Raw genomic sequence first — 21,813 nt, forward strand, 5'->3', positions numbered from 1 at the left:
GGCTCACAATTGGCTCGGGCCGCACGCAAGGTCTTCTGGATGACCTCGAATTGCGTCTCTCAAGCTGTTGCGAACAGGTCTCGAAATGATGCCTTCTGCTAAGTGCAGCACTCGCATGCATCGCATGCTCATGTTGCGACGGCAAAGCGCCGAATGGCGGACTTGAAGCCGACCCGCGCTCCAGAGAACTCCGTAGGCCCATAACCTAAGAGAATAGCAGCGCCATTTGTTGCTATTGGACGGGATACATCCCCGCATGTCAACAATGGCGTCATTAACGGAGACGGGATCGAATGCATGATGACACAAGATCGGTGGCGAGGTTCGCGGTGAGCCTGGAAGGCTATGACAGCCTGACCGTTCCGATACATCGCGCCTCGACAATCCGGTATCCGGATGCCGCGTCCTTCGCCGCCCGGTTCGAGCGCAGTGCTGATGGATATGTTTACGGGCTCTATGGAACGCCCACTCATCGGTACTTGGAGAAGAAGATCACCGAACTGGAAGAGGGCGCCCGCACACTGCTGGTGCCTTCCGGTCAAGCTGCTGTCGCTTGTTCCATGCTGGCCCTTGTTGCCGCACACGAGAAAGTACTCATACCCGACACCGTGTATGGCCCCGTGCGCGATTTTGCCACCCATGAGTTGGCGTCGCTTGGCATTGAGGCCGTCTTCTACGATCCCGTCGACTTGCGCGCACTGGATTCCCTGATTGATGCGCGCACGCGCCTCGTCTGGACAGAGTCTCCAGGGTCAATAACGCTGGAGATGCAAGACATTCCGGCGATTGTCCTGATAGCTCACGCCAAAGGCGCACTCGTCGGGTGCGATAACACATGGGCTTCTCCCCTCAATTTCAGGCCGATCCGCCATGGCGTGGATATTGTTGCGGAAGCTCTCAGCAAACATTTCTCCGGTCACTCCGACCTGGTCTTGGGCTCGATCACCACAAGGGACGACGCCTTAGGCCTGAAAATCAAAGCCTCTCTTGGAAGACTGGGCATCGGCACGTCGCCTGACGACTGTGTGCTTCTGGCTCGCGGACTGGAGACCTTGGCAATACGCCTCGCAAGATCCGACACATCCGGCCTTCGCATCGCGGCTTGGCTAGCCGAACATCCATGCGTGGAAACGGTGATCCACCCTGCGCTGCCTGGCAGCCCTGGCCACGAAATCTGGAAGCGAGATTTCAGCGGCTCCTGCGGTGTCTTCACGTTCATACTGAAGGAACAGTATGCGGGCCAAGCATTCGCTGCATTGGACGCCTTACAGATAATTTCCATTGGCGCTTCTTGGGGAGGAACCAAGAGCCTGATCGCGCCATCAACCGTGAAGGCACTGCGAACGGTTCGGCCTTGGACGGGTCCGGACTACCTCTTTCGCTTGAATGTCGGGCTTGAACACCCTGACGATCTTGAGGAAGATTTGCAGCGCTTCTTCGCGGTGTTGATCGACGGCGAGAGAAATGAACCGCGCAGCGCCGTCCACGGCTAGTTGTTTCCGGTCGTCGACGTGACTCATGGAGAGAGGGGAGAAAGCTGGTGCGCCCTGACTTTCTCCGCAGGCATGACAACGCGATCGAGGCGAGACCGGAGCCAGCAGGCCGCTCCCCATTTGCGATCCATTCTGGAAGCGCACAGTTCCTGTCGGTCACGCCGCCTTCAAATCGGTGCCGAAATGACACGCGAACTGACGTCCGCGGCCACCACTCTTCATCTCAGGAGGGGTCTGCGAACAAATGCTCTGCGCAATCGGACATCGCGAGTGGAACCGGCAACCGGAGGGAGGATTGATCGGGCTGGGGATTTCGCCCGCCAGCGTGACAAGTCCCCGTTCAGCGGCAACACGAGGATCCGATTGCAGAACCGAAGCTAACAGAGCCCGGGTGTAAGGGTGCTGAGGTGTCCGATAGACCTCCTCGCTCGTACCCTCCTCGACGATTTTCCCGAGATACATCACATAGAGCCGCGTCACGGCCTGTCGAACCAGCGCTAGGTCGTGAGCAATGAAAAGCATCGCCACCCCCAGATCACGCTGCAGCTCCAAGAAAAGATTCATGACTTGAGCCCGGATTGACAGGTCAAGAGCGGACACAGGCTCATCGCATATCAACACCTTCGGTTCGACCGCCAAGGCCCTGGCGATTGCGACCCGCTGCCTTTGTCCACCCGACAGTTCGCGAGGAAACCGGCTATTCATTTGGGAGGGTAACCCAACCTGATCGAGCAACTTGCCGACCTTGGTGTCGATTTGCTTGGCCGAAACCTTGCCGGCAATGACAAGTGCCTCGGCCAGGGTCTCACCGACGGTCTGACGTTCGGATAGGCTGGCATAGGGATCTTGAAAGATGTACTGGATTGTACGTCGCCGATCTCGTAGCGCGCGCCCCCGGAGGGTTGAAAGATCGGTGCCGTCCAGCACTACGCTGCCATGCTGATGATTCTCGAGACCAACTATGGTTCGTCCGAGAGAGGATTTGCCGCACCCGGATTCGCCGACAAGTCCAACGATCTCGCCGGCATTTAGGTGAACTGAAACGTTATCGACAGCGGTGATCCATTTGTCCCGTTCCCCGCTTTTATAGCGGGTGGTCAGGTCCTTTACCTCGAGGATGCTTTTCACTGTCCCTACCTCAGTTGCTCGTATTTTACAGTGCACGCCATCGAAACAGATGATTGCGGAATGGAGTGCAGTTGGGGCCGGCCGTTGAGACAAACCGGCTGGGTAAATGCGCACCGCTCGGCGAATGCGCATGCCTCCAGAGGCGCTCCCATGATCGGCGGAAGCCCGGCAATTCCCCTGAAGGGTGACCCGGAAGGATCTTCCTCTCTTGGAATCGCGTCGACCAAACCACAGGTATAAGGATGGGAGGGTGACACTAGTACGTCCGCTACGGGGCCGTACTCCACAATACGTCCCGCATACATCACGGCGACCTGATGCGCGATGGCGGCAACGACGCCCATATCGTGCGTGATCAGCACGATACCCATGTTCAATCTTTTCTGAAGGCTTTGCAGGAGCTTGAGTATTTGCGCTTGGATCGTCACGTCCAGCGCCGTTGTCGGCTCGTCCGCGATTAGCAGAGGCGGCTCGCTCGCAACCGCAATCGCAATCATGACGCGCTGTCGTAGACCCCCCGACAGTTCATGAGGATATTGTCTCATGCGCTGGACTGGGTCCGACATTCCTACCAGGGAGAGCAATTCCTCAGCGCGCTTCTCAGCTTGCCGGGTGGTCAAGCCTAGCTGCTTTTGCGCCACCTCCGCGATCTGTCGGCCCACCCGCCTGACCGGATTCAGGGCGCTCATCGGATCTTGGAAAATCACTCCAACCGATTTCCCACGAACATGGCGCAGGCTGGAAGGCGGCAAGGCTGCAATATTAGTACCGGCGATGTTGAATGAACCGCTGATCTGGACCGCCAGCCCAACTGGCATAAGGTCGAGTGGCGCGAAGTTCATCACAGTCTTGCCGGAGCCGCTCTCGCCGACAATGGCTAGCGTCTCTCCCCTGCGCACGCTGTAGCTGACCCGGTCAACAGGCCTAAGTGCACCATTCTTGGTGAAGAGATCGACACTGAGGTCTCTTACCTCCAGAACTTTATCTGTGCTCATGTCGCAATCCGCTTTTTCGGATCTTCGATTGGTGCTCGTTCCCATGAGGCAGCGACAAGCCGGCCGCGCCGCAAAACCGAACGTCGCAAGTCGCGCGGCACACGGTTCAGTGCAATCGCTTCGCCAAGCAAGTTGAAGCTGACGACGACTCCTGTGATCGCAAAGCCGGGAAGCAATACCATCCACGGATTGAGATCGAGGTACGGCAACGCATCAACGAGCATCTGCCCCCACTCCGGAGTGGGCGGTTGTATGCCCAGTCCGAGAAACGAAAGAGTCGCAATTGATAGTGCAATCCCTCCTGCATCCGCTGAAACATAGACCAGCACCATTCCTAGCGTTGATGGAAGCAGATGACGGAAATAGATTCGCAGCGGGCTGGCCCCAAGAACCCGGAGTGCTTCGATATGCGGCCGGTTCAATATCCCGATCGCCACGCCGCGGGCGACGCGAGTGGAACCTGCCCAGAACGCCAGGATCAGCGCCAGCACCATGTTCCAGTAGCCCGTTCCGAGCATGCCGATGATTGCGAGAGCTATGATGAGCGACGGAAGCGCCATGAAGAGTTCCACGAAGCGCATCAGGATCTCTTCGGTCCGACCTTTGACGAAGCCGGCGAAAGTACCCAGCGTGACTCCGATAAGGAGCTTGAACGTCACGACAATGGTCATTGCGACGACTGTTGTTCGAGCCGATACAATCAAGCGCGAGAAGACATCGCGGCCGATATGGTCCGTCCCGAGCCAATGATCGGCTGAGGGACCGGCGAAGCGAGCAGTAAGATCCTGTAGGTTGGGGTCGTGGGGGACCAGCCACGGACCGAATGCTCCTAGAAAGAGAAACAGACCTACCCCAATCAGCGCGGACTTTGGAAAGTTGCTGAACGCCTCTCCAACGGAATGCCAAAAGCGCTTCATGCCACCTGCCTCCGCAGCTTAGGGTCCGCCGCAATCATCAGCAAGTCGGCTATCAGGTTCACCAGCGAGACATACAGTACAAACGCCAGGAGACAGGCCTGCATGACCATGAAATCTCTGGTGCGAACGCCTGATACAAAGAGCTCGCCTATGCCGTGAAGGGCGAAAAGCGGTTCGACGATGATCGCTCCGATAGTCATCGAGCCGATCATGTTGCCCAGCGCGCTGACATATGCGGGAACTGCATTGGGTAAGGCATCGCGGAGCATGATATGCAGGACCGAGAACCCCTTCGCGCGCGCCGTCAGGGCATAAGGCCGTGTCATCGCTTCGGAAATGCCGATCCGGAGCACACGAGAAAGCACAGCAGCGGAAGGCGCCGCCATCGCGATTGATGGGAGTACCCAACTCAAAATGGAGCTGTCGCCAAACGAAGGCAACCATCGCAAATTGACGGCGAAAATCAGGATCAGAACTGCGCCTCCGAAAAACACCGGTGTCGACGCGCCTAGCAGAGCCATGAGCCGCACTATGTGGTCGGGGAAACGTCCTGGCCAAGCCGCACCGATCAGTCCCATCGCTGCCGATAAGACTATCGTCACGATGCTCCCCCCGAGAATGAGTTTCATCGTGGTCGGAACCCTGTCTCTGATGGCGTTGCCGACATCTTCGCCTGTTATATAGGCAATGCCGAAGTCACCTTGAGCGACGCCTTGCAACCAGTGCCAATAGCGAACAGGAACAGGATCGTTCAGCCCGAGCTCCTGCGCGACCTGGTCTACCATAGCCTTGGATGCGCCCGGAAAGCGCAGCTCGGCGATGAGCTGCGCGACGTTTCCCGGGGCAGCCACGACGAGCCCGAAACACAATACTGACGCCATCAGCAGCAGCAGTGCTGAGTTTCGCAATCGGCGCCTCAGATAAATAAACATGAACAAGCCACCTCCCCGGAACTAAGACTTCAACACGATACCTCGATAGGGGAATTCTGTATCGGTGGGAGGGACCTTGAAGCCTTCGACCCGACTCGAAGCTGCCCAATATGTCGGCGGGTAGAGGACTGGTGAATATAGGACATCTTCACGAAGCTTGTCGTAGAAGACCTGCAATGCGGCCAACTGAGCTTCACCTCCCACCGCTTCAGTGGCAGCTGCGATGAGTGGATCCAGACTTGGATCGAGCGCGACCTTGCCGTCGGACCCGCTTTCTATCGTGGATAGGAACAGAAGTGTCACCGAGCCGAATGGATCATAGGGAGCGCCATAGGTCTGAAAGATTGCGATGTCATATTCGCGCTTAGGAATCTCGGAATGACGGGAGGCATGGTCGACGGAATGCACCGTGACGTTTATGCCTATTTCACCAAGCTGCTGCTGAAGAATTTCGCCAAACACCTTGGAGCCGGCGATAAAATCGTCTGAAACTAGAAGCTCCAGGGACAAGTTCTTGCCACTCTTCGAGCGGTACGGCGCGCCCGTCCAACCGGCGTTCTCGAGCAGTTGCTTCGCTTTCTCGACGTCGCGAACGGGTGCGTCATGCCTCGTGCCAGACAAGGGCACGGTGGGCCCGAGAAGATCACCAGCCGGAGCGGCGTCGCCATTGAAGAGCACAGCCGATACGGCAGTCCGGTCGTAGCCAACATCAATCGCCTGTCGTACGGCCTTCTCCGCAAGGGCGGGGTTCCTTTGAGTATTGAAGGAAAGCACCATCGTCATCGAGCCCTGCGCGGTGATGACGTTGATTCCCGCCCGCCGCAAGGTGTCCGCCTCCTGCGATGTCAGCGCAGCGGCTCCGCCGCCGACAATGTCCAGTTCATCAGAACGCATGGCATCAACACGGGAACGAGAATCCGGCATAACGGTAATCTCGATCCCGGAAAAAGATGGCTTATCTCCCCAATATTTATCATTGCGGATGAAAGAACTGCCGGAGGTCGAATTTGCTTGAACAATCCACGGCCCAGTTCCAACCGGTGCCTTGAGGGTTCCGTCCTCTTTGACGGAAATGGGAGACAGGAAACGTACGGGCCGAACATAGCTGAGTTCATACATGAGCCCCGGTACGGGCTGCGTAAACTTGATCTCGATCGTGTGCTCGTCGATCTTCTGGACACCCGAGAAAAACTTGGAGGCGTTGATCCAGGAATTGTCCGCAACACCCATCCAGAGTTTCAGGTTCCAGATAGCCGAATCCGCGTCGAAGGGATGCCCGTCGGTAAAGCTTACATTCTTCCGCAAATTCAGCGTCAATCGAGTGTCGTTGTCGGAAAGGCTCCAGGATTCTGCGAGGCAGGGTACCGGAGCACCCCTTTCCCCATATCTGATCAATGGCTCGTAAATGAGATCTTGCAGTTGGAACTGGGCGACATAGTCACGCGCGTCCAGATTGGCGGACGCTTTGGCCACCGCGACACGCAAGGTTCCCGTGTGGTTGTCGGCCATGGCAGACCTGATCAGGCCGTCCAACCCCAACAGGAGTGGTGCAGTGGCGAAAGACGTTAGAATGTTGCGACGCGTAAGTGTCATTGAGCTTTCTCCATCGCCCTTTTCCCCATTTTACCTCGCGAGCCGGACGGGCTGCCTCCGCGCGGTTCCGATCTTTCCTCTTGCCGGATTATTTTGGTGAGTCGCCGAAGTGGTGTTGCCGCGATCGTTTCCGCAAACGCCGTCCGAACCAAGGGGCAGAACCTCTTTCCAATTCGGCACGGCCGGTATCCACTCCAGCTGTCACATGTAATTTTAAGGAAGGTGACATGGCGCAGATCATGCCGTCTAATATTTTTATCAGCATGAGCTATTCTCGAGGGTTATAGGATGGGATCATCGACGTTCATAAAGTCGGGGCAATGAGGTTGCGTTTACCCTGGCAGAATCTCCCATACCGCAGGGATGATTGGCCTCCCTCCGCCCGCTCTCCGAGGTAACGGGCAGGCGAAATGGCGAGGCATCGCGCCAAGCGCCCGTGAGGTTTTCTCCGATTTTGTGTGATCGCCGATCAGGATCGGAAGGCTTGCGGGCGCATCCTTGAGGCAGCGCGGCCACAACGCACCCTCATGTTCGCCTGCAAAAAGGGCCAAAAATACGAACGGCTGGCAATGATCTCATTATCTATGAACTGCTTGCATGAGATTATTCCCCAAAGTTATTAGTAGAGACACTCGCCTGGCCTTAGCGTCAAGTATCTGGTTTTTGATAACAAGGGTGGTTCTGGATGGGCAATCGAAGTGCCACTGATCCAGGGAAACACGAGGAATTCACTCCCCGCGAAATCGAGGTGTTCGCCTCGGTTATGCTGCACGGAACAACGACGAAGGCAGCGGACGCTCTGGACATCACGCAACCGGCCGTTAGCAAGATGCTGCAGCACCTTGCGGAGAAGGCCGGCTTCCAGCTTTTCAGGAAGACCCGGCAACGTCTCATTCCGACGCCGGAGGCGCATATGCTGCACGCTGAAGTGCAACGGGTTTTTGAGTCGGCACGAGGTATTTCGCGTGCGGCTAGAGATATCCGTGAACTACGCAGCGGCCGGCTGAACGTATGTGCATTACCAGCCTTTGGACTCACGCTACTTCCGTCGCTGATCACCAGCTTTTCCCAACTTCATCCATCAGTCTCGATCTCGCTGGAGATCCGGAGCTCGATAACCGTTATCCAGCGGGCGAGCCGTAACCAGTTGGACATCGGAATCGGCGTTACCTCATCGGAAGAGAACCCATCAATCGTTCGCCGCGCCTTGACGGCAACTCCGCCGGTTTGCGTGATGCCTGCCGGCCACAAGCTCTCACAATTGCAGGTCATTCAGGCGGACGATCTCGACGGCATCAACTTCATTTCGATGGGATCATCAGATCCAATGCGGCGGCAACTCGACGCCTTGTGCGTGGAGCGTGGGGTGAACCGTTCACTCAAAGTGGAGTCGAGCCTTTCAAGTACCTGCATCAGTCTTGTAGCGTGCGGCATGGGCGTAACCGTCGTTGATCGCTTGTCCGCCTGGACGGCGCGCGACCTACCGATCGAGATCAGGGATTTCCGGCCTCATCTCGATCTCAATCTCAGTGTCTATCGACCATGGGGCGTGATCGCATCCACGGCAGCCGATGCGTTCACCGAACATCTCATCCAGGGCACGCGCAGCTATATGAACGGGGTAGAGGAAGGCATCCTGAACCTCGTGCGCTGAGTTCATAACTTTTCGCCCGATGCGTGCGGCCCCAACTCAATTGACCGATTTTGATCCCGAAGCGACTGTCGCCGCATCTGGCGGCAGCAAAAAGCTAGTTCAGCAAGCTCTGGCCGCCGATGCAACAGCAATGGAAACCAAATTGATGTCAGACATCCAAAGGCTAGAAACAAACGAAAAATTGAGCCGTGTGGTTATCCATCAGGGGGTGGCATATCTCTCGGGCCTGACAGCCGATGACAGAAGTGCCGATGCTTTCGGGCAGACTCTACAGGTGCTGCGGAAGGCTGACGCGCTTCTTGGCAAGGCTCAGTCGGACAAATCGAAAATTCTGTCAGCGCAAATTTGGATGCGCGACATCAACGAGTTTGATGAGATGAACAGGGCGTGGATCACGTGGCTCGAAGGCACGGTTCCTCCCGCACGCGCTACCGTGGGCGCGACCTTCGCGCTCCCGGACATCCGTGTGGAAATCCAATTCACTGCCGCCGTCTGACCGTGTCAGCGAAGGGGAGGGGTCTTGCGGCCCCGCAATTCATGCAATAGCTGCGAAGAGGCGCTTCACATCCTCTTCGTCGTTATAGACGTGAGGAGAGATCCGTAGTTTCTTTCCACGCACGGTCGCAAAAATTCCCTGGCTCTTGAGGTGCTCGGAAAGTCCCTCTATCGGCCTGTCGCCAAGATCGACGATTGCAATATGCGGGGCTCGAAAGCGGTTGTCAGACACCGTTAGATCGAGCTTCGCAGCTTCGTCCCAGATCAATTGGTTGAGGTAATCAAGCCGGGAAAACACGGTTGGGACGCTCCACTCACTCAAGAGGCGAAGAGAAGCGGTCGCAACTGGCAGTACCGCGAAATCGGAGCGTTCGCCCATGTCAAATCGCCGGGCGCCTGGTAGAAACTCAGCCACATCTACCGCATAGAAGTCCGATTTATCGCCGCCTACACGGTTCCACGAATGGTGTTCGAGAGGCTTGCCTGTCGAATGCCATCGGCGGTCCGCGTAAAGAAACGCAAGCCGATATGGCCCGAGAAGGAATTTGTAGGTCGCGAAAACGAGAAAATCCGGACGCACCGTCTTGACATCGAAAGGCAGCGCTCCGACCCACTGGGTTCCATCGACGACGACACAGGCGCCAACCTCCCGTGCGGCGGATGCGATTGCCTCCAGGTCAACCGACATTCCCTCGAACCAGTGCACCATCGTACCTGCGACGACAGCGACCGGCACGCTGGACGACCCGATCGTCGAGATGATCGCAGACGTCCAGTCATTGTCGGCGGGCCGTTTCGCGATTGTGATCGACGCACCTTTTTTCTCCGCCAGTTCGTACCAGACATACCGATGCGACGGATGTTCGTTCTCCATGAGGATGATCGTCGAGCCGGGCTCCACAGGCACGTTGGCCGCGGCAACTGCTGTACCGTAGCTTGTGGCAGCAACGATTGCGATATCGTCCGCATCCGCGTTGATCATCGAAGCGGCCAGTGTCCGTGCATCCTCGACCTCGTCGTAGTACGACCCGATGGACATCTTCCAGGGCGACGCCTTCACCGCCGTCCCGGCTATGCCAGCCTGCAGCGATATTTTCGGGATTGGAGACATGTATGCGGCGTCGAGATAGGAGATCGACCTTGGGAGATCGAAAAGATTACGTTGGCAGTCCAGCATACGATCACACCTCGAAATCAATGGGCGTGCCAAGCGACTTTTCGCGGGCAACGCAGTAAACGAAATTCGCAAGTTCGATATCCTGCGCCGGGACGCCGAGAGAACGGTATAGAGTGATCTCCGCATCGGTAGTGCGGCCGGGGATGGCGCCTTCCAACATCGCGCCGACTTCTCCGCGGATGTCGTCTCGGCTAGCAACCCCGAGCTTGAAAGCTTCGACCATCTCTCCGGCCGCGATGAGCGCCATTGGCATGTAGTCGACCCAAATGCTCGATCTGCGCACGCATTCCAGGTCGAGTTCGCGGCATTGAGACACGCTTGCGCCGACGGCGTTGATGTGAATCCCCGGAGGCAGCCATTCGCCGAACAGTACCGGCTCCTGCGCCGAGGTTGTGGTGCAGACAATGTCCGCTTCTACCAGGGCGTCTCTTGCGGATGGGAAGACCAATGTCTGAAAGCCTGCGCTCGCCTGTTCTTCGGCGAAACGCGACGCCTTCCCAGGATTTCGCCCCCAGATGTGAAGCCGCTTGATAGGCCGCACCTTCGAGATCGTTTCTATGTGGCGTCGCGCCTGTTCGCCATATCCAAAGATCGCAAGGATTGAGGAGTCGGCGCGAGATAGTGCTCTGGTAGCGACGGCACTCGCTGCCGCTGTGCGCCAGGCGGTCAATTCCCCGCCATCGACCAGTGCAACCGGACTGCCATTTTCCTTATCAAAGAGGATGATAGCTCCTCGATGAGAAGGCAGCCCCAGGGCGAAGTTGTCAGGAAAGATAGAGAGGACTTTCGCACCAAACAGGTCGCGGTCGGAGAGCGCCGCGTACATTACGGATAGGCAAGTTCCTTCCGACCCAGGCAGCGTCAGCGTTCGTCGGACATCTTGGCTCGCAACGCCGTTCGACGTCTTGCGTAGCGCTGCTTCTGCGATCTCGAGCGACAGTTCGATCGAGAGCGCAGCTCGAATGGCATTTTTGTCGAGCACCATAAAAGCTGGTGCTTGATGATCGGCACTCATGATGCATGCGTCCCCGGGCAATTTTCGTGCAGCCTATCACCGGCACTCCCGGACTCATCCGCGAAGTTCATAACTTTAAAGCATAAACCACACGTCGCTGGATCGTTGACGATGCATGTCGCTCTCAGCAGAATACGCCAGCAGAGACAGCCGCTTCCAAGACGAACTCGGCTGCATGCTGAGATGCCGAAAGCATTGCTGGGATAAAGCGCTCGGAGCAATAATATATGCGTGCTATCGTTATAGGATCCGGAGTTATTGGTACCTCCGTTGCATACGAGTTGGCGAAAGCGGGAGCGAAAGTTTCTGTCCTTGAGCAGGGTAGAGTTGCTTCTGGTGCTTCCGCGGTAAGTTTTGCTTGGACCAATGCCAACGGCAAAAGACCTCGCGAATACCATGCGCTCAATGTCGCTGGTATGCGCGCCTATATCGATCTCGCCCGTGAGTTCGAGGGCGCGGGCTGGTTCAACCAAACAGGCAGTTTCGAATGGTGGACCACGGAGGCTGCACAGGCAAAGCAGCTGGCGGGAGTAAAGCTTGAACAGGAATGGGGGTATGGCGTCGATTTCATCTCCCGGGATCACGTTGCCGCGATGGAGCCTGACCTCGATGTTCGGGCGATAGGTGAGGCGCCTATCGTCTATTACCCCGAAGAGGGCTGGATCGATCCCGTTCTGTACGCAGCTTGCCTGTTGCGCAGTGCGTGCGAACGCTGGGGCGCGCAGGTGTACACCGGCACGCAAGTCAAGTCGTTGGAGACGCGGTCTGGACGCGTTTCAGGCGTGCGCACGGCGGCCGGCGAACGATTCGAAGCTGACATTGTGGTGAATTGCGCAGGGGGGGCATCCAAAGAAAGCTTGGGCGAGATTCCCGGCATCCCAATGAAGTCGTCAATCGGCGTTCTGGCGTTCACTCAGCCAGTGGCGATGACCTTGAGACGGCAGTTCCACGCTGACGATCTCGATGTCCGTCCCGACGGCGCAGGCCGCCTGATGCTTCATAAGATATCAGTCGACGATCAGCTCTCCGAACCGAAACTGCTTCGGCCCGATGGCATCGAAGCGACCACCATTCTCAATGCTGCACGTGAGCTACTTCCAGCGCTCGAGGCAGTCAGCATCGAGGCCGTCAGGACGACGGTTCGTCCGATTCCCGGCGACGGATTGACCTGCGCCGGCCCGATGCCGCAAGTCGATGGGTATTATGTTGGCGTGACACATAGCGGTGTCACGATCGCCCCGCAGATGGCCCGGTTGCTGGCCGATGAGATTGTTCACGGGAACATCCGCGAAGAACTCGCCATGTTCAGACCAGCGCGCTTCTTCGGCGGAGCCCCTGGCAGCGTCGTACCCAAATCCGCGGTTGCCGGCCCCAGCCACGACTGAGCATTCAGGCATGTCAAGCACCGAGATGTGGCGCTGCCGTAGGAGATCAACCAGTCCGGAATTCGAATCGAACAAAATGAGCGCAGCCTCGGAAAGGGGCGACAATCAAAAGGAAGCGCAAGGGTCGAAGGCTACGCAGAAGACAGGTCATAACCATAACAGGGGAACTCAGATGACACTTCTTTCACGCAGAACTCTATTGCTGGGATCGGCGGCCATTGGCGGCCTCTTGGTCACCGGTGTTGGTACGAATCAAGCTTCGGCAGAAGAAGGCAACACGTTGCGACTGCCGATCGGTCGCGCAGCGGGAAATCTCGATCCGCAGCGTTATGTCGGCATCTTCGCCGTGCAGGATATGATCTTCGACCCGCTCGTGCACTACTCTTCAGGCGGCAAGATCGAACCGGCTCTGGCTGCCTCGTGGGACAAGTCACCCGATGACAAAGTATACACGTTCAAGCTTCGCCCCGAGGTGGCGTTCACGGATGGCGAGCCTTGGAACGCCGAAGCGGCAAAGTGGAATCTGGATCGCTGGCTTCCGAAGGAAGACTACAACTGGATGCGTATCAGCGCGAATCTCGACAAGATCGAGATCGTCGACCCGATGACGATCGCAATCCATTTCAAGCAGCCGACTCCCACGGCTCTCGTAGAGTTTTCCTATGTCAGGCCCGTAAGGTTCCTGAGTCCTAAAGCAGTTGATGGAGAGGGTAAGTACGCATCTCCTGTGGGAACCGGTCCGTGGAAGATCGAGAAGGACGCGCCTGAGGGCACCGACCTCATTCCCAACGAAAAGTACTGGGGGGCAAAGCCTTCTGTTGACAAGGTTTCGCTGATTGTCATGCCGGACGCACGCAGTCGGATGTCGGCGCTACGAGCAGGCGACATCGACGCGGTGGGCGGACAGTTCATCGCTCCCGTCAGTCCTCAGGATGCGAAGACCCTTGAGTCTTCCGGCATGACCGTGGTGACCGACACGGGCACGGATACGATTGTGCTCGGCTTCAACCCGCGCATCGATACTTTTAAGGATGTGCGTGTTCGCGAGGCGTTCAACCTGCTTATCGACCGCGAGGGCATCTGCAAGGCAGTGATGAAGGGTTTTGCCACGCCTACGATGAACCTTTATCCCGAGGTGATCGCCTATTCGGGAACCCGATTTGAAGTTCCGAAGCGTGACCTGGAAAAAGCTAAGAGCCTGCTCGACGAGGCCGGTTGGGTTGGAGAGCCTGTCCGATCCAAGGACGGCAAGCAGCTGAACATCGATCTTGTCATATCCGAAGACGCGGTCCCGAGCTCCCGGGCCCTAGGCGAGGTTATACAGGCGTTGCTTTCGGAAGCCGGTATCGGTGTGAAGTTGCGCAACGTCGACCACGCTACGCGTCACGGTGATATTCCGGAGTTCAAGTATGATCTCTCGCTGTTTATAACCAACGGCGCGCCGTATGACCCCTTCAATTCAATTGGTTTGATGGTCCTCTCGACGATCGAACCGGGAACGGATGGAAAGATCTACGAGGACAAGGCGGTTGACCCACTGATCCTCAAGGCACTCTCGGCTCCGGAGCCCGAGCGGGCTGAGGCATTCCAGGCCGTTTTCACCTGGCTGCATGACAACTGGGCGATGATGCCGCTGTTCCACGCCCAGCGAATCTGGGCGCACAATGATCGCGTCAAGGCTTTTGCCATACCCGCGACAGAATACGAGATGCCGCTGAAAGGCATATCTCTTTAAGCTGTACTGCCTCGGCTTCGCGCCGAGGCACCCGCAGTCTCAGGAAAGCCAAAGGTTCGCCATGCTGAGAATAGCCATGAAGCGCGGTGTTTCCGCCGCCATCCTCATCGCCATCGCCTCTGTGTTCTCTTTCATCTTGATCGCAGCGTTTCCCGGAAACGTGGCCGCGCTCATAGCTGAGTTGAGAGGCGGCTTTGTGTCGCACAAGGTCGTTGAGCAGGTGGCGATCGAATACGGCCTGAACGATCCGCTGCCATTGCGATATGTGCACTGGCTCGGCGATGTGTTGCAGGGCGATTTCGGAAGGTCGCTGCGAACCGGTCAGCCGGTCTCAGAAGCCATAATGGAACGCCTTGAGCCCACTCTGGTTCTTATTGCTGGCGGCGGCATTGTCATGCTGATCGTTGGTGTCGGGCTCAGCTTCATGGGTGCCATGTGGCCTAACGGAACGACAGACCGGATGATCCGCGCCTTCGCCGTTTTGAACGTGTCGATCCCAAAATTTTTCCTAGCCTCAATGCTCATTTATGCGTTCGGCGTGACGTGGAACGTGTTTCCCACTTTCGGCTTCAGGGGACTTTCCAGTTGGATTTTGCCGAGCATCGCCATTGGGGTTGTTCCAGGTGCGCTCCTCAGCCGCGTCGCGCGGGTCGTGCTGGAGGAAACTATGAGCAAGCCTTATGTCATTACCGCGATCAGCAAAGGCTTCAGCAGACGAAGAATTCTGTTTCGCGACGCCTTGCCGAATATCGTCCCGGTCGTTTTGACAGCGTTTGGAATGGCGCTGGCCCAGATGGTGCCTAACGCGTTCATCATCGAACCGATTTTTTCGTGGCAAGGTCTTGGCGCCTATTTTGTTGAGGCAGCTCGCTTCCGGGATCTCCCAGTACTGCAGGCGTGCCTGCTGATCTTCTCCGTGCTGTTCATTGTGGTGAATCTCGTCGTCGACCTGATCGTCATTGTCGTCGATCCGCTTCAACGTCGGGCTGCGAGGGCCTGATCATGAGTTCGATAAAATCATTCTTTCGCAGCGTCGGCTGGCCGATCTCGCTGATGATCGGGTTCTTTGTCTTCATCGCGATCTTCGGCTCGCTGGTCAGCCCTTATGACCCGAATACGCAAAACCTCCTTGCTCCAACTGAATCGTTTTCAGGAGTCTATTGGCTGGGCACCGACAACCTCGGGCGCGACGTGCTCAGCCGACTTATTGCGGGTGCCCAGACCACGCTCGTGGGTGTGACCATTGTCCTGTTTCTTGCCGGCATATTTGGAATGTTGGTTGGGACCATATCCGGCTATTTCGGTGGCTGGATCGACGAAATCCTCATGCGTATGGTCGACTTCGGCCTCAGTGTGCCTAGTCTCGTGGTGGCGCTGGCGATCGTTGGTGTATTCGGCCCTAGCTATTGGAATATGATCATTGCGCTGGCGATCGCCTGGACGCCAATCTATGCCCGGCTGACGCGAGGTGTGGTGGCGGCGGCAGTAAACCAGCCGCATATCGAAAGCCTTCGCGTTTTGGGCGCCAGCCGACTCAGGATCATATTCAAACATCTGGTGCCGGTCGCATTGGGATCCGTGCTGATCTACGCAAGCGCGGACGTCGGTATTTTGGCCCTCGCGATCGCTAACTTGAGCTTTCTGGGGCTCGGTGTGCAGCCGCCGCAAGCGGAGTGGGGACAGATGCTGGTTTCGAGCCTACCCTATCTTGAAGAAGCACCGCGCCTGGTGATCCTTCCGGGGCTCGCGCTTACCATCATGGTCGTAGGTTTCAACCTGTTCGGCGAGAAGATCGCGCTGTCCAAGAACCCGCGCCGGATGACCAAGCGGAGCTTGGCCGCCCGCAAGAAACTGTTCATGAAGGAGATCGCGACATGAGCACTGGGAGTTCCCCAACACCTGCATTGCTCGAAGTCTCCAATCTGTCGGTGACGCTCCATACGGCGAGAACCAGCGTCAAGCCGGTCGATGGCGTGAGCTACCGTGTGGACGAAGGCGAGGTCCTGGCGATTGTCGGCGAAAGCGGCAGCGGCAAGACCATCCTCAACATGGCGCCGCTATCTCTGCTTCCGACGGGACTCGACGCTGAAATAGAGGGGACGGTGAAATTCAACGGCCTCGACATCCTGCGAGCGCCTGAGCAACAAATGCGCAAACTGCGTGGCGGCGAGATCGGCGTCATATTTCAGGATCCGTTGAGTTCTCTCAACCCGGTCCGACGCATTGGAAGGCAGATCGCCGAGGTCTCGGAATTGCACCTTGGCATGACTGCGGCGCAGGCCGACAAACGAGCCGCCGAACTGCTGGCGTTGGTCGGGCTACCCGATCCACTAAGCCGACTGCAGCAGTATCCGCACGAGCTTTCCGGGGGTATGCGCCAGCGCGTTGGCATAGCGATGAGCATTGCCGGCGAGCCCAAGCTCCTCATAGCGGATGAGCCTACCACCGCGCTCGATGTCACGGTTCAGGCTCAGATCGTGGAGCTGCTGAAAGACCTACAGAGGCGCCTGCAGATGGCCATCGTCATCATCACTCACGATTTTGGTGTGGTCTCCGGCATGGCGACCAAGGTGGCGGTGATGTACGCCGGCCGGCTGTCAGAACTGGGTCCGGTGGACGACGTGCTGATGACGCCGGTCCACCCCTACACCAAAGGTCTGCTCGGTTCAGTTCCATCGCTAAATGCAGACATTGGTTCGAAATTTATTGGTCTTCCTGGCCAGCCGCCAGATCTGTCTCGGTTGATACGCGGTTGTGCGTTCACGCCACGCTGCGCTTCGGCGCTGCAGAGCTGCAGCGCCACTCAACCGCACTTGCTTTCCGTACCAGGAGAGTCGTCGACGCACGTCGCCGCATGCCCGGTCATCATCAACAAGCTTGCGCGAGTGATGGAAGATGCCTGAGAACCTCATTGAGATCGTCGATCTCAAAACTCACTTTCGCGACCGCCACACAGGGGCTGAGATTAAGGCCTGTGATGGCGTGAGCCTGAAGATTGGCGCGGGCGAGATTGTAGGATTGGTCGGGGAGTCGGGATGCGGAAAATCGACACTGGGTCGCACGATCGTCGGTCTCGAGAGCGCCAAATCCGGAGAGATCCGATTCAAGGGCGAAAATTTCCTGGCTATGAGCGGCAAGCATTTGTTCGAACGAAGGCGCAAGATCCAATACATCTTTCAGGATCCGCTTTCCTCGCTGAGTTCCCGACAGACGATTGGTCAGGCGATCGATGAAGCGCTGCTCATCAATGGGGAGAACAACCATTCCGCGCGGGCGGCACGTGTCAAAGAACTCTTGGACCAAGTGGGGCTGCCCGAACAGATATTGGAGCGCTATCCGCGCGAGATGTCGGGTGGCCAACGTCAACGCGTGTGTATCGCGCGATCGCTTGCTGCCAACCCAACCGTACTCATATGCGATGAGCCTGTCAGTTCGCTCGATGTCTCCATCAGAGCGCAGATCATGAACCTGTTTCTGAAGCTGCGCGATGATTTCGGAATGTCATGTCTTCTCATTGCGCACGATCTGGCCATCGTTCGCCAGGCCGCACAGCGCGTCTACGTGATGTATCTCGGCCGCGTCATGGAAGAAGGTGAGAGCGGCGCGCTCTATAGCCAGCCCGCACATCCGTATACACAGGCGCTGCTCAGCGCGGTCCCGTCGACAAATCCAGTTGAGGAGCGCGAACGTCAGCGGATCATTCTAAAGGGAGATGTGCCAAGCCCTGTGAATCCGCCGACCGGATGCCGTTTTCGTACGCGCTGCCCTGCCGTGCAAAGTGTTTGTGAGACATCGCCTCCGGTCAACAGCTTGTCGGAATCGCATCTCGCAAGTTGTCATTTCGCTGGTCGGATCAAAGCGGGTATCCTGCAGGAATACGACGTGAGACAAGTCGGATAAACCGGCGTGGGAGACGGAGAGGCCCAGGTTCTCCAATATTGATGCGTACTCGCGGCGCCGAATACGGCTTGGGGATCTCCATGCCAGTAGCCGGAGACCGGATTCCTCTGGTCGGCACAGTCGCAACGTTGCGTCGGCGCGATCGGTGCTTCAGTCGGCATTCAGCGGTACATGCATCGGCTACTTGGGTTTCTCCTCAAGCTTTTCATCCCCGAAAGAATTGCCTCCCAGGTGCGGCTCGATATCCGAAGCTTGACGATTCTATCCCACATCCGCCTCACGTCCGCACCCTCAGCGCCTGCTCCAGCCTGTCGGCAATCTGTGTGACGATATAGGCAATCACCATGTAGATCACGACGGCAATCACGAAGGCTTCGAGGTAGTAGTAGTTCAGGGCGGCGGTCAGCTGGGACTGGGCGAAGATATCGACGACCTCGATGGCGAATCCGAGAGAAAGCGCCTTCATGATGACCATCATCGAAGTCGTCAGGTCGGGAATTGCCGTGAGGGCCACCTGGGGAAATAGGATACGTCGGAACAGTTGGCCGCCCGTATAGCCCAGCGAATGGGCTGCGTCCGACTGACCGGTGTCGAATGCATTCAGGGCTCCCTTGATAATCTCCGATTGGAACGCGGCGACACAGCCGGTAATCGCAACTACAAGGATGACCCAATTGGGGGTTTCGTGGGCGTTAAAGTTGATCCCCAGCAATGAGAACAGGAACTGGAATGCGGGCGGCAGACCGAAATAGGCGAGGAAAATCACGATGACCATCGGAACGCCCTTGAAGACGATCTTGTAAGTCATGATGAGCTCTCGCAGCACCGGCACCCGTCTGTATTCGATCAGCGCGAATATGCTGCCGACTATCGTCGACAGGACGAAAATCAAGAGTGCCATTCCAACGGTCACGGGTACGGCACTCAGAATTTCCTGCGTGTCCTGGAGCAAAATATCGGTATCAAACATGGTTGAATACCCTTACGTCAGACGCTCGCGAGGAGCTCGTTCTTGATCGGAGTTGTTGTCGTTGCCTCTGGCGCTTGCATCGGTGATCGAAGCTCGAAGAAGCGCACGATGAGCCATGCGACCAGGCACATCAGCGAATAGATGATCGCCAGGACGAGGTAGGTTTCGAACTGGAACTGATTGTAGTCGCGCTCCATGATCAAATGCGCAGTCGCCATGACGTCGGCGGCGCCGATGTACATGACCAGCGCAACGTTATGGATCAGGTAGATGACGGAGTTCCCGTAGCCCGGTAGTGCGAAGTGCACCGCTTGCGGGCCGACGACGCGAGTAATTTTCTGCCGGAACGTATATCCAAGGCTATCGGCCGCATCGTGCTGGCCGCGATCGACGGCAAGATATGCAGGCCGCATGACTTCCGACAGATATCCTCCATGGTAGAGGCTCAACCCCACCATGGCAGCCATCGTCGGCGAAATAAAATCTTTGGCGCCGAACAGGATCACCAACAGCGGAAGCCCATAAAACGCGACGAACAGCTGCAGGACGACAGGAACGCTCCGGGCATAGGACACGTAGAGGTCCACCAGGTGACTGATCAGTGGCACCCTGCGAACACGGAGTGTTGTCGCGATAAGAGCCAGACAGAACCCGGAAATGAGGGCCGTAAACGTGATGGCGAGCGTCAGCGGCAGTGCCGAGAGCAACTCGGGAATCATAGCAGATACATCCACTTTGAAACGCTCCTTCTTGCAATTCAGCCTTGCCGCTGACTAGCGAATATGGCCCTCAACGGCCGTGCTATTTCATGTACTGGACGATGCCCTCGCCGAACCACTTCTGCGAGAGCTTCTCGATCGTGCCGTCGTCTTTCAATTCCTTGAGAACCTTGTTCACATCGTCAGCCAGAACCTTGTTCTCGTCTGATCTGTGGATCAGCATGTAGGTGTTGTTGCTGAACACTGGTTCGGACGCCACGATATCGAGTTTCTTTTGCTCGATGACGGTCTGCTCACCGAGATTGGACGGCAAGACGAGAGCGTCGAACTTGCCGTTCTGAACTTCGTCCAGCCGGTTCGGGTAGGGAATGCCTGCACTCGATGCCGTGACATCGAGCTTGTATTGCGGGTTTTCTTTCTGCCAGTTCATGATGAACTTGTAGGTTCCACCGCCGGCCGTGGTCGGAACGATCCTCTTGCCGACCAGGTCTTTCATTTCCTTGATGCCGCTGTCTTTCTTGCTGTAGATCTTCATCAGGCTGGCGCCCATGGGATTTTCCGGAATGAAGAACTGCTTGGAGCGCTCGGGCGACTTGTAGTAGCCACCCACCGCGATGTCGTACTTGCCCGTGGCGAGGCCAGTTTCCTGCGCGATGTCAGAGACACCTTCCATCTCGAACTTGTATTGCGGCAGCTTTGCGTTGATCGCCCTCAGGAGATCGGGCTCATAGCCTTGCGGCTCGACGCCGATCGCGCCCCATGCCAGCGGCTTGGATTCGGCAGACGTCGCGATCTTGATTGTCCGAACGGTCTGACCATAACTGACTCCTGCGGTTGCAAGGGCTATTGCGATGCCGCCGACGACAGCCAGGGCATGACGACGGGAAAAGCGGGATGTGATTACAGACATTTCTTAGGTTCCCTTGTTGTTGGATTATTGAAAAGCGAGTTCTGACTGCAGGAATTGAGCAAGTCGTGGGCTGGAAGGCGCGTCGAAGATATCAGCCGGGCTGCCATCGGCGGCGACCACGCCACGGTCCATGAAGACGATCCGGTTGGAGATGTTCCTTGCGAATTGCATCTCGTGGGTCACAAGCAGCGAAGTGATCCCTGACGAGGTGACGTCCTTGATCACCTTCAGGACTTCACCGACGAGTTCTGGATCCAGCGATGACGTAGGCTCATCGAAGAGTATCACGTCGGGACGAACCGCCAGGGCGCGCGCAATGCCGGTGCGCTGGAGCTGGCCGCCCGACAGTTGGGAGGGATAGCTGTCTCGCTTCGGGGTGAGGCCGACCCGCTCGAGCTCCCGCAAGGCGATCTCCCGCGCCTCGTCCGCGGACTTGCGCTGCACGACGACCAGTGGATCCATCACGTTCTGCAGGACCGTCATGTTCTTGAAGACGTTGAATTGTTGAAAGACCATCGCCGTTCGCAACCGGATCGCCTGGACAGCGACCTTGTCGGCACGCTGGTAATCCATCCGGATCTGATCGAACGCGATGGTTCCTGACGACGGCTTGGCCAGGTAGTTGATGCATTTCAGCAACGTGGTCTTGCCGGTGCCGCTGGGGCCGATGATCGAAACCACGTCACCCCGCTTTACCGAGAGATTGACGCCGTTCAGAACCTGCGTGCTTCCGTAAGACAGCTTTACATCTTTGAGTTCAAGCATTGCTGGTTGTCCCTTCGGAAAGTGTGAGAC

General features: G+C 57.2%; 20 protein-coding genes. 9 read left to right on the forward strand and 11 right to left on the reverse strand.

The genetic code is table 11. From position 1 onward, the window contains the following. Nucleotides 1–293: 293 nt before the first annotated feature. Nucleotides 294–1,493 (forward strand): trans-sulfuration enzyme family protein, encoded by a 1,200-nt coding sequence (locus NKJ15_RS09950; protein WP_023683349.1) that lies wholly within the window; start codon nt 294–296, stop codon nt 1,491–1,493. A gap of 156 nt (nt 1,494–1,649) precedes the next feature. On the opposite strand, the gene NKJ15_RS09955 is transcribed toward NKJ15_RS09950, so the two are convergent. Genes NKJ15_RS09955 through NKJ15_RS09975 form a run of 5 tightly spaced genes read right to left on the reverse strand, consistent with a single transcriptional unit; the run spans nt 1,650 to nt 7,058 of the window. Further along, on the reverse strand, nt 1,650–2,621 hold the full coding sequence (locus NKJ15_RS09955) for an ABC transporter ATP-binding protein (protein ID WP_031198302.1): 972 nt from the start codon (nt 2,619–2,621) through the stop codon (nt 1,650–1,652). Nucleotides 2,622–2,626: 5 nt separating this feature from the next. Further along, complete coding sequence (locus NKJ15_RS09960; RefSeq protein WP_023696840.1) at nt 2,627–3,616, reverse strand: ABC transporter ATP-binding protein; 990 nt, start codon at nt 3,614–3,616, stop codon at nt 2,627–2,629. After that, nucleotides 3,613–4,533, reverse strand: a complete 921-nt coding sequence (locus NKJ15_RS09965; RefSeq protein WP_023683345.1) for an ABC transporter permease — start codon at nt 4,531–4,533, stop codon at nt 3,613–3,615. Before NKJ15_RS09965 ends, NKJ15_RS09960 begins: the two co-directional genes overlap by 4 nt. Next, nucleotides 4,530–5,465 (reverse strand): ABC transporter permease, encoded by a 936-nt coding sequence (locus NKJ15_RS09970; RefSeq protein WP_023683344.1) that lies wholly within the window; start codon nt 5,463–5,465, stop codon nt 4,530–4,532. Before NKJ15_RS09970 ends, NKJ15_RS09965 begins: the two co-directional genes overlap by 4 nt. Before the next feature lie 21 nt (nt 5,466–5,486). After that, the gene (locus tag NKJ15_RS09975; protein WP_352815044.1) at nt 5,487–7,058 is read right to left on the reverse strand and encodes an ABC transporter substrate-binding protein; all 1,572 of its coding nucleotides are present in this window, start codon (nt 7,056–7,058) and stop codon (nt 5,487–5,489) included. Between the two features lie 685 nt (nt 7,059–7,743). On the opposite strand from NKJ15_RS09975, the gene NKJ15_RS09980 reads away from it, so the two are divergent. Both NKJ15_RS09980 and NKJ15_RS09985 read left to right on the forward strand, forming a co-directional pair. Next, entirely contained in the window at nt 7,744–8,712 is a 969-nt protein-coding gene (locus tag NKJ15_RS09980) for a LysR family transcriptional regulator (RefSeq protein ID WP_023683342.1), read from the forward strand. 40 nt (nt 8,713–8,752) lie between these two features. Then, complete coding sequence (locus NKJ15_RS09985; protein WP_245275023.1) at nt 8,753–9,208, forward strand: RidA family protein; 456 nt, start codon at nt 8,753–8,755, stop codon at nt 9,206–9,208. Nucleotides 9,209–9,247: 39 nt separating this feature from the next. Here the strand turns inward: NKJ15_RS09985 and NKJ15_RS09990 are convergent, their stop codons facing one another. Both NKJ15_RS09990 and NKJ15_RS09995 read right to left on the reverse strand, forming a co-directional pair. Then, on the reverse strand, nt 9,248–10,384 hold the full coding sequence (locus NKJ15_RS09990; RefSeq protein ID WP_023725094.1) for an aminotransferase class V-fold PLP-dependent enzyme: 1,137 nt from the start codon (nt 10,382–10,384) through the stop codon (nt 9,248–9,250). A 4-nt stretch (nt 10,385–10,388) separates the two neighbouring features. Next, a complete protein-coding gene (locus NKJ15_RS09995; protein ID WP_023683339.1) occupies nt 10,389–11,399 on the reverse strand; it encodes an ornithine cyclodeaminase family protein in 1,011 nt (336 codons plus the stop codon). Nucleotides 11,400–11,626: 227 nt separating this feature from the next. Between NKJ15_RS09995 and NKJ15_RS10000 the strand changes: the two genes are divergently transcribed. From NKJ15_RS10000 to NKJ15_RS10025, 6 genes are all read left to right on the forward strand, one after another. Then, nucleotides 11,627–12,784 (forward strand): NAD(P)/FAD-dependent oxidoreductase, encoded by a 1,158-nt coding sequence (locus NKJ15_RS10000; protein WP_352560420.1) that lies wholly within the window; start codon nt 11,627–11,629, stop codon nt 12,782–12,784. A 172-nt stretch (nt 12,785–12,956) separates the two neighbouring features. Beyond that, entirely contained in the window at nt 12,957–14,519 is a 1,563-nt protein-coding gene (locus tag NKJ15_RS10005; RefSeq protein WP_352815046.1) for an ABC transporter substrate-binding protein, read from the forward strand. A gap of 61 nt (nt 14,520–14,580) precedes the next feature. Beyond that, the gene (locus NKJ15_RS10010) at nt 14,581–15,519 is read left to right on the forward strand and encodes an ABC transporter permease (protein WP_352815048.1); all 939 of its coding nucleotides are present in this window, start codon (nt 14,581–14,583) and stop codon (nt 15,517–15,519) included. A gap of 2 nt (nt 15,520–15,521) precedes the next feature. After that, nucleotides 15,522–16,397: an ABC transporter permease gene (locus tag NKJ15_RS10015; protein WP_023703918.1), complete on the forward strand. Its 876-nt coding sequence runs from the start codon at nt 15,522–15,524 to the stop codon at nt 16,395–16,397. Next, nucleotides 16,394–17,422, forward strand: coding sequence for an ABC transporter ATP-binding protein (locus NKJ15_RS10020; protein WP_031213837.1), 1,029 nt, complete (start codon nt 16,394–16,396; stop codon nt 17,420–17,422). Before NKJ15_RS10015 ends, NKJ15_RS10020 begins: the two co-directional genes overlap by 4 nt. After that, a complete protein-coding gene (locus tag NKJ15_RS10025) occupies nt 17,415–18,419 on the forward strand; it encodes an ABC transporter ATP-binding protein (protein WP_352815050.1) in 1,005 nt (334 codons plus the stop codon). The genes NKJ15_RS10020 and NKJ15_RS10025 overlap by 8 nt, the downstream gene beginning before the upstream one ends. Nucleotides 18,420–18,696: 277 nt before the next feature. On the opposite strand, the gene NKJ15_RS10030 is transcribed toward NKJ15_RS10025, so the two are convergent. From NKJ15_RS10030 to NKJ15_RS10045, 4 genes are all read right to left on the reverse strand, one after another. Continuing rightward, a complete protein-coding gene (locus tag NKJ15_RS10030) occupies nt 18,697–19,389 on the reverse strand; it encodes an amino acid ABC transporter permease (RefSeq protein WP_023669865.1) in 693 nt (230 codons plus the stop codon). A gap of 17 nt (nt 19,390–19,406) precedes the next feature. Beyond that, nucleotides 19,407–20,123, reverse strand: a complete 717-nt coding sequence (locus NKJ15_RS10035) for an amino acid ABC transporter permease (RefSeq protein ID WP_352768689.1) — start codon at nt 20,121–20,123, stop codon at nt 19,407–19,409. A gap of 67 nt (nt 20,124–20,190) precedes the next feature. After that, nucleotides 20,191–21,018 carry a transporter substrate-binding domain-containing protein gene (locus NKJ15_RS10040; protein WP_023669867.1) on the reverse strand — a complete coding sequence of 276 codons (828 nt, stop codon included), beginning with the start codon at nt 21,016–21,018 and terminating at the stop codon, nt 20,191–20,193. Between the two features lie 24 nt (nt 21,019–21,042). Next, entirely contained in the window at nt 21,043–21,783 is a 741-nt protein-coding gene (locus NKJ15_RS10045) for an amino acid ABC transporter ATP-binding protein (protein WP_023669868.1), read from the reverse strand. Nucleotides 21,784–21,813 lie beyond the last annotated feature (30 nt).

The sequence above is a fragment of the Mesorhizobium sp. M0207 genome, from assembly GCF_040321995.1.
Taxonomy (GTDB): domain Bacteria; phylum Pseudomonadota; class Alphaproteobacteria; order Rhizobiales; family Rhizobiaceae; genus Mesorhizobium.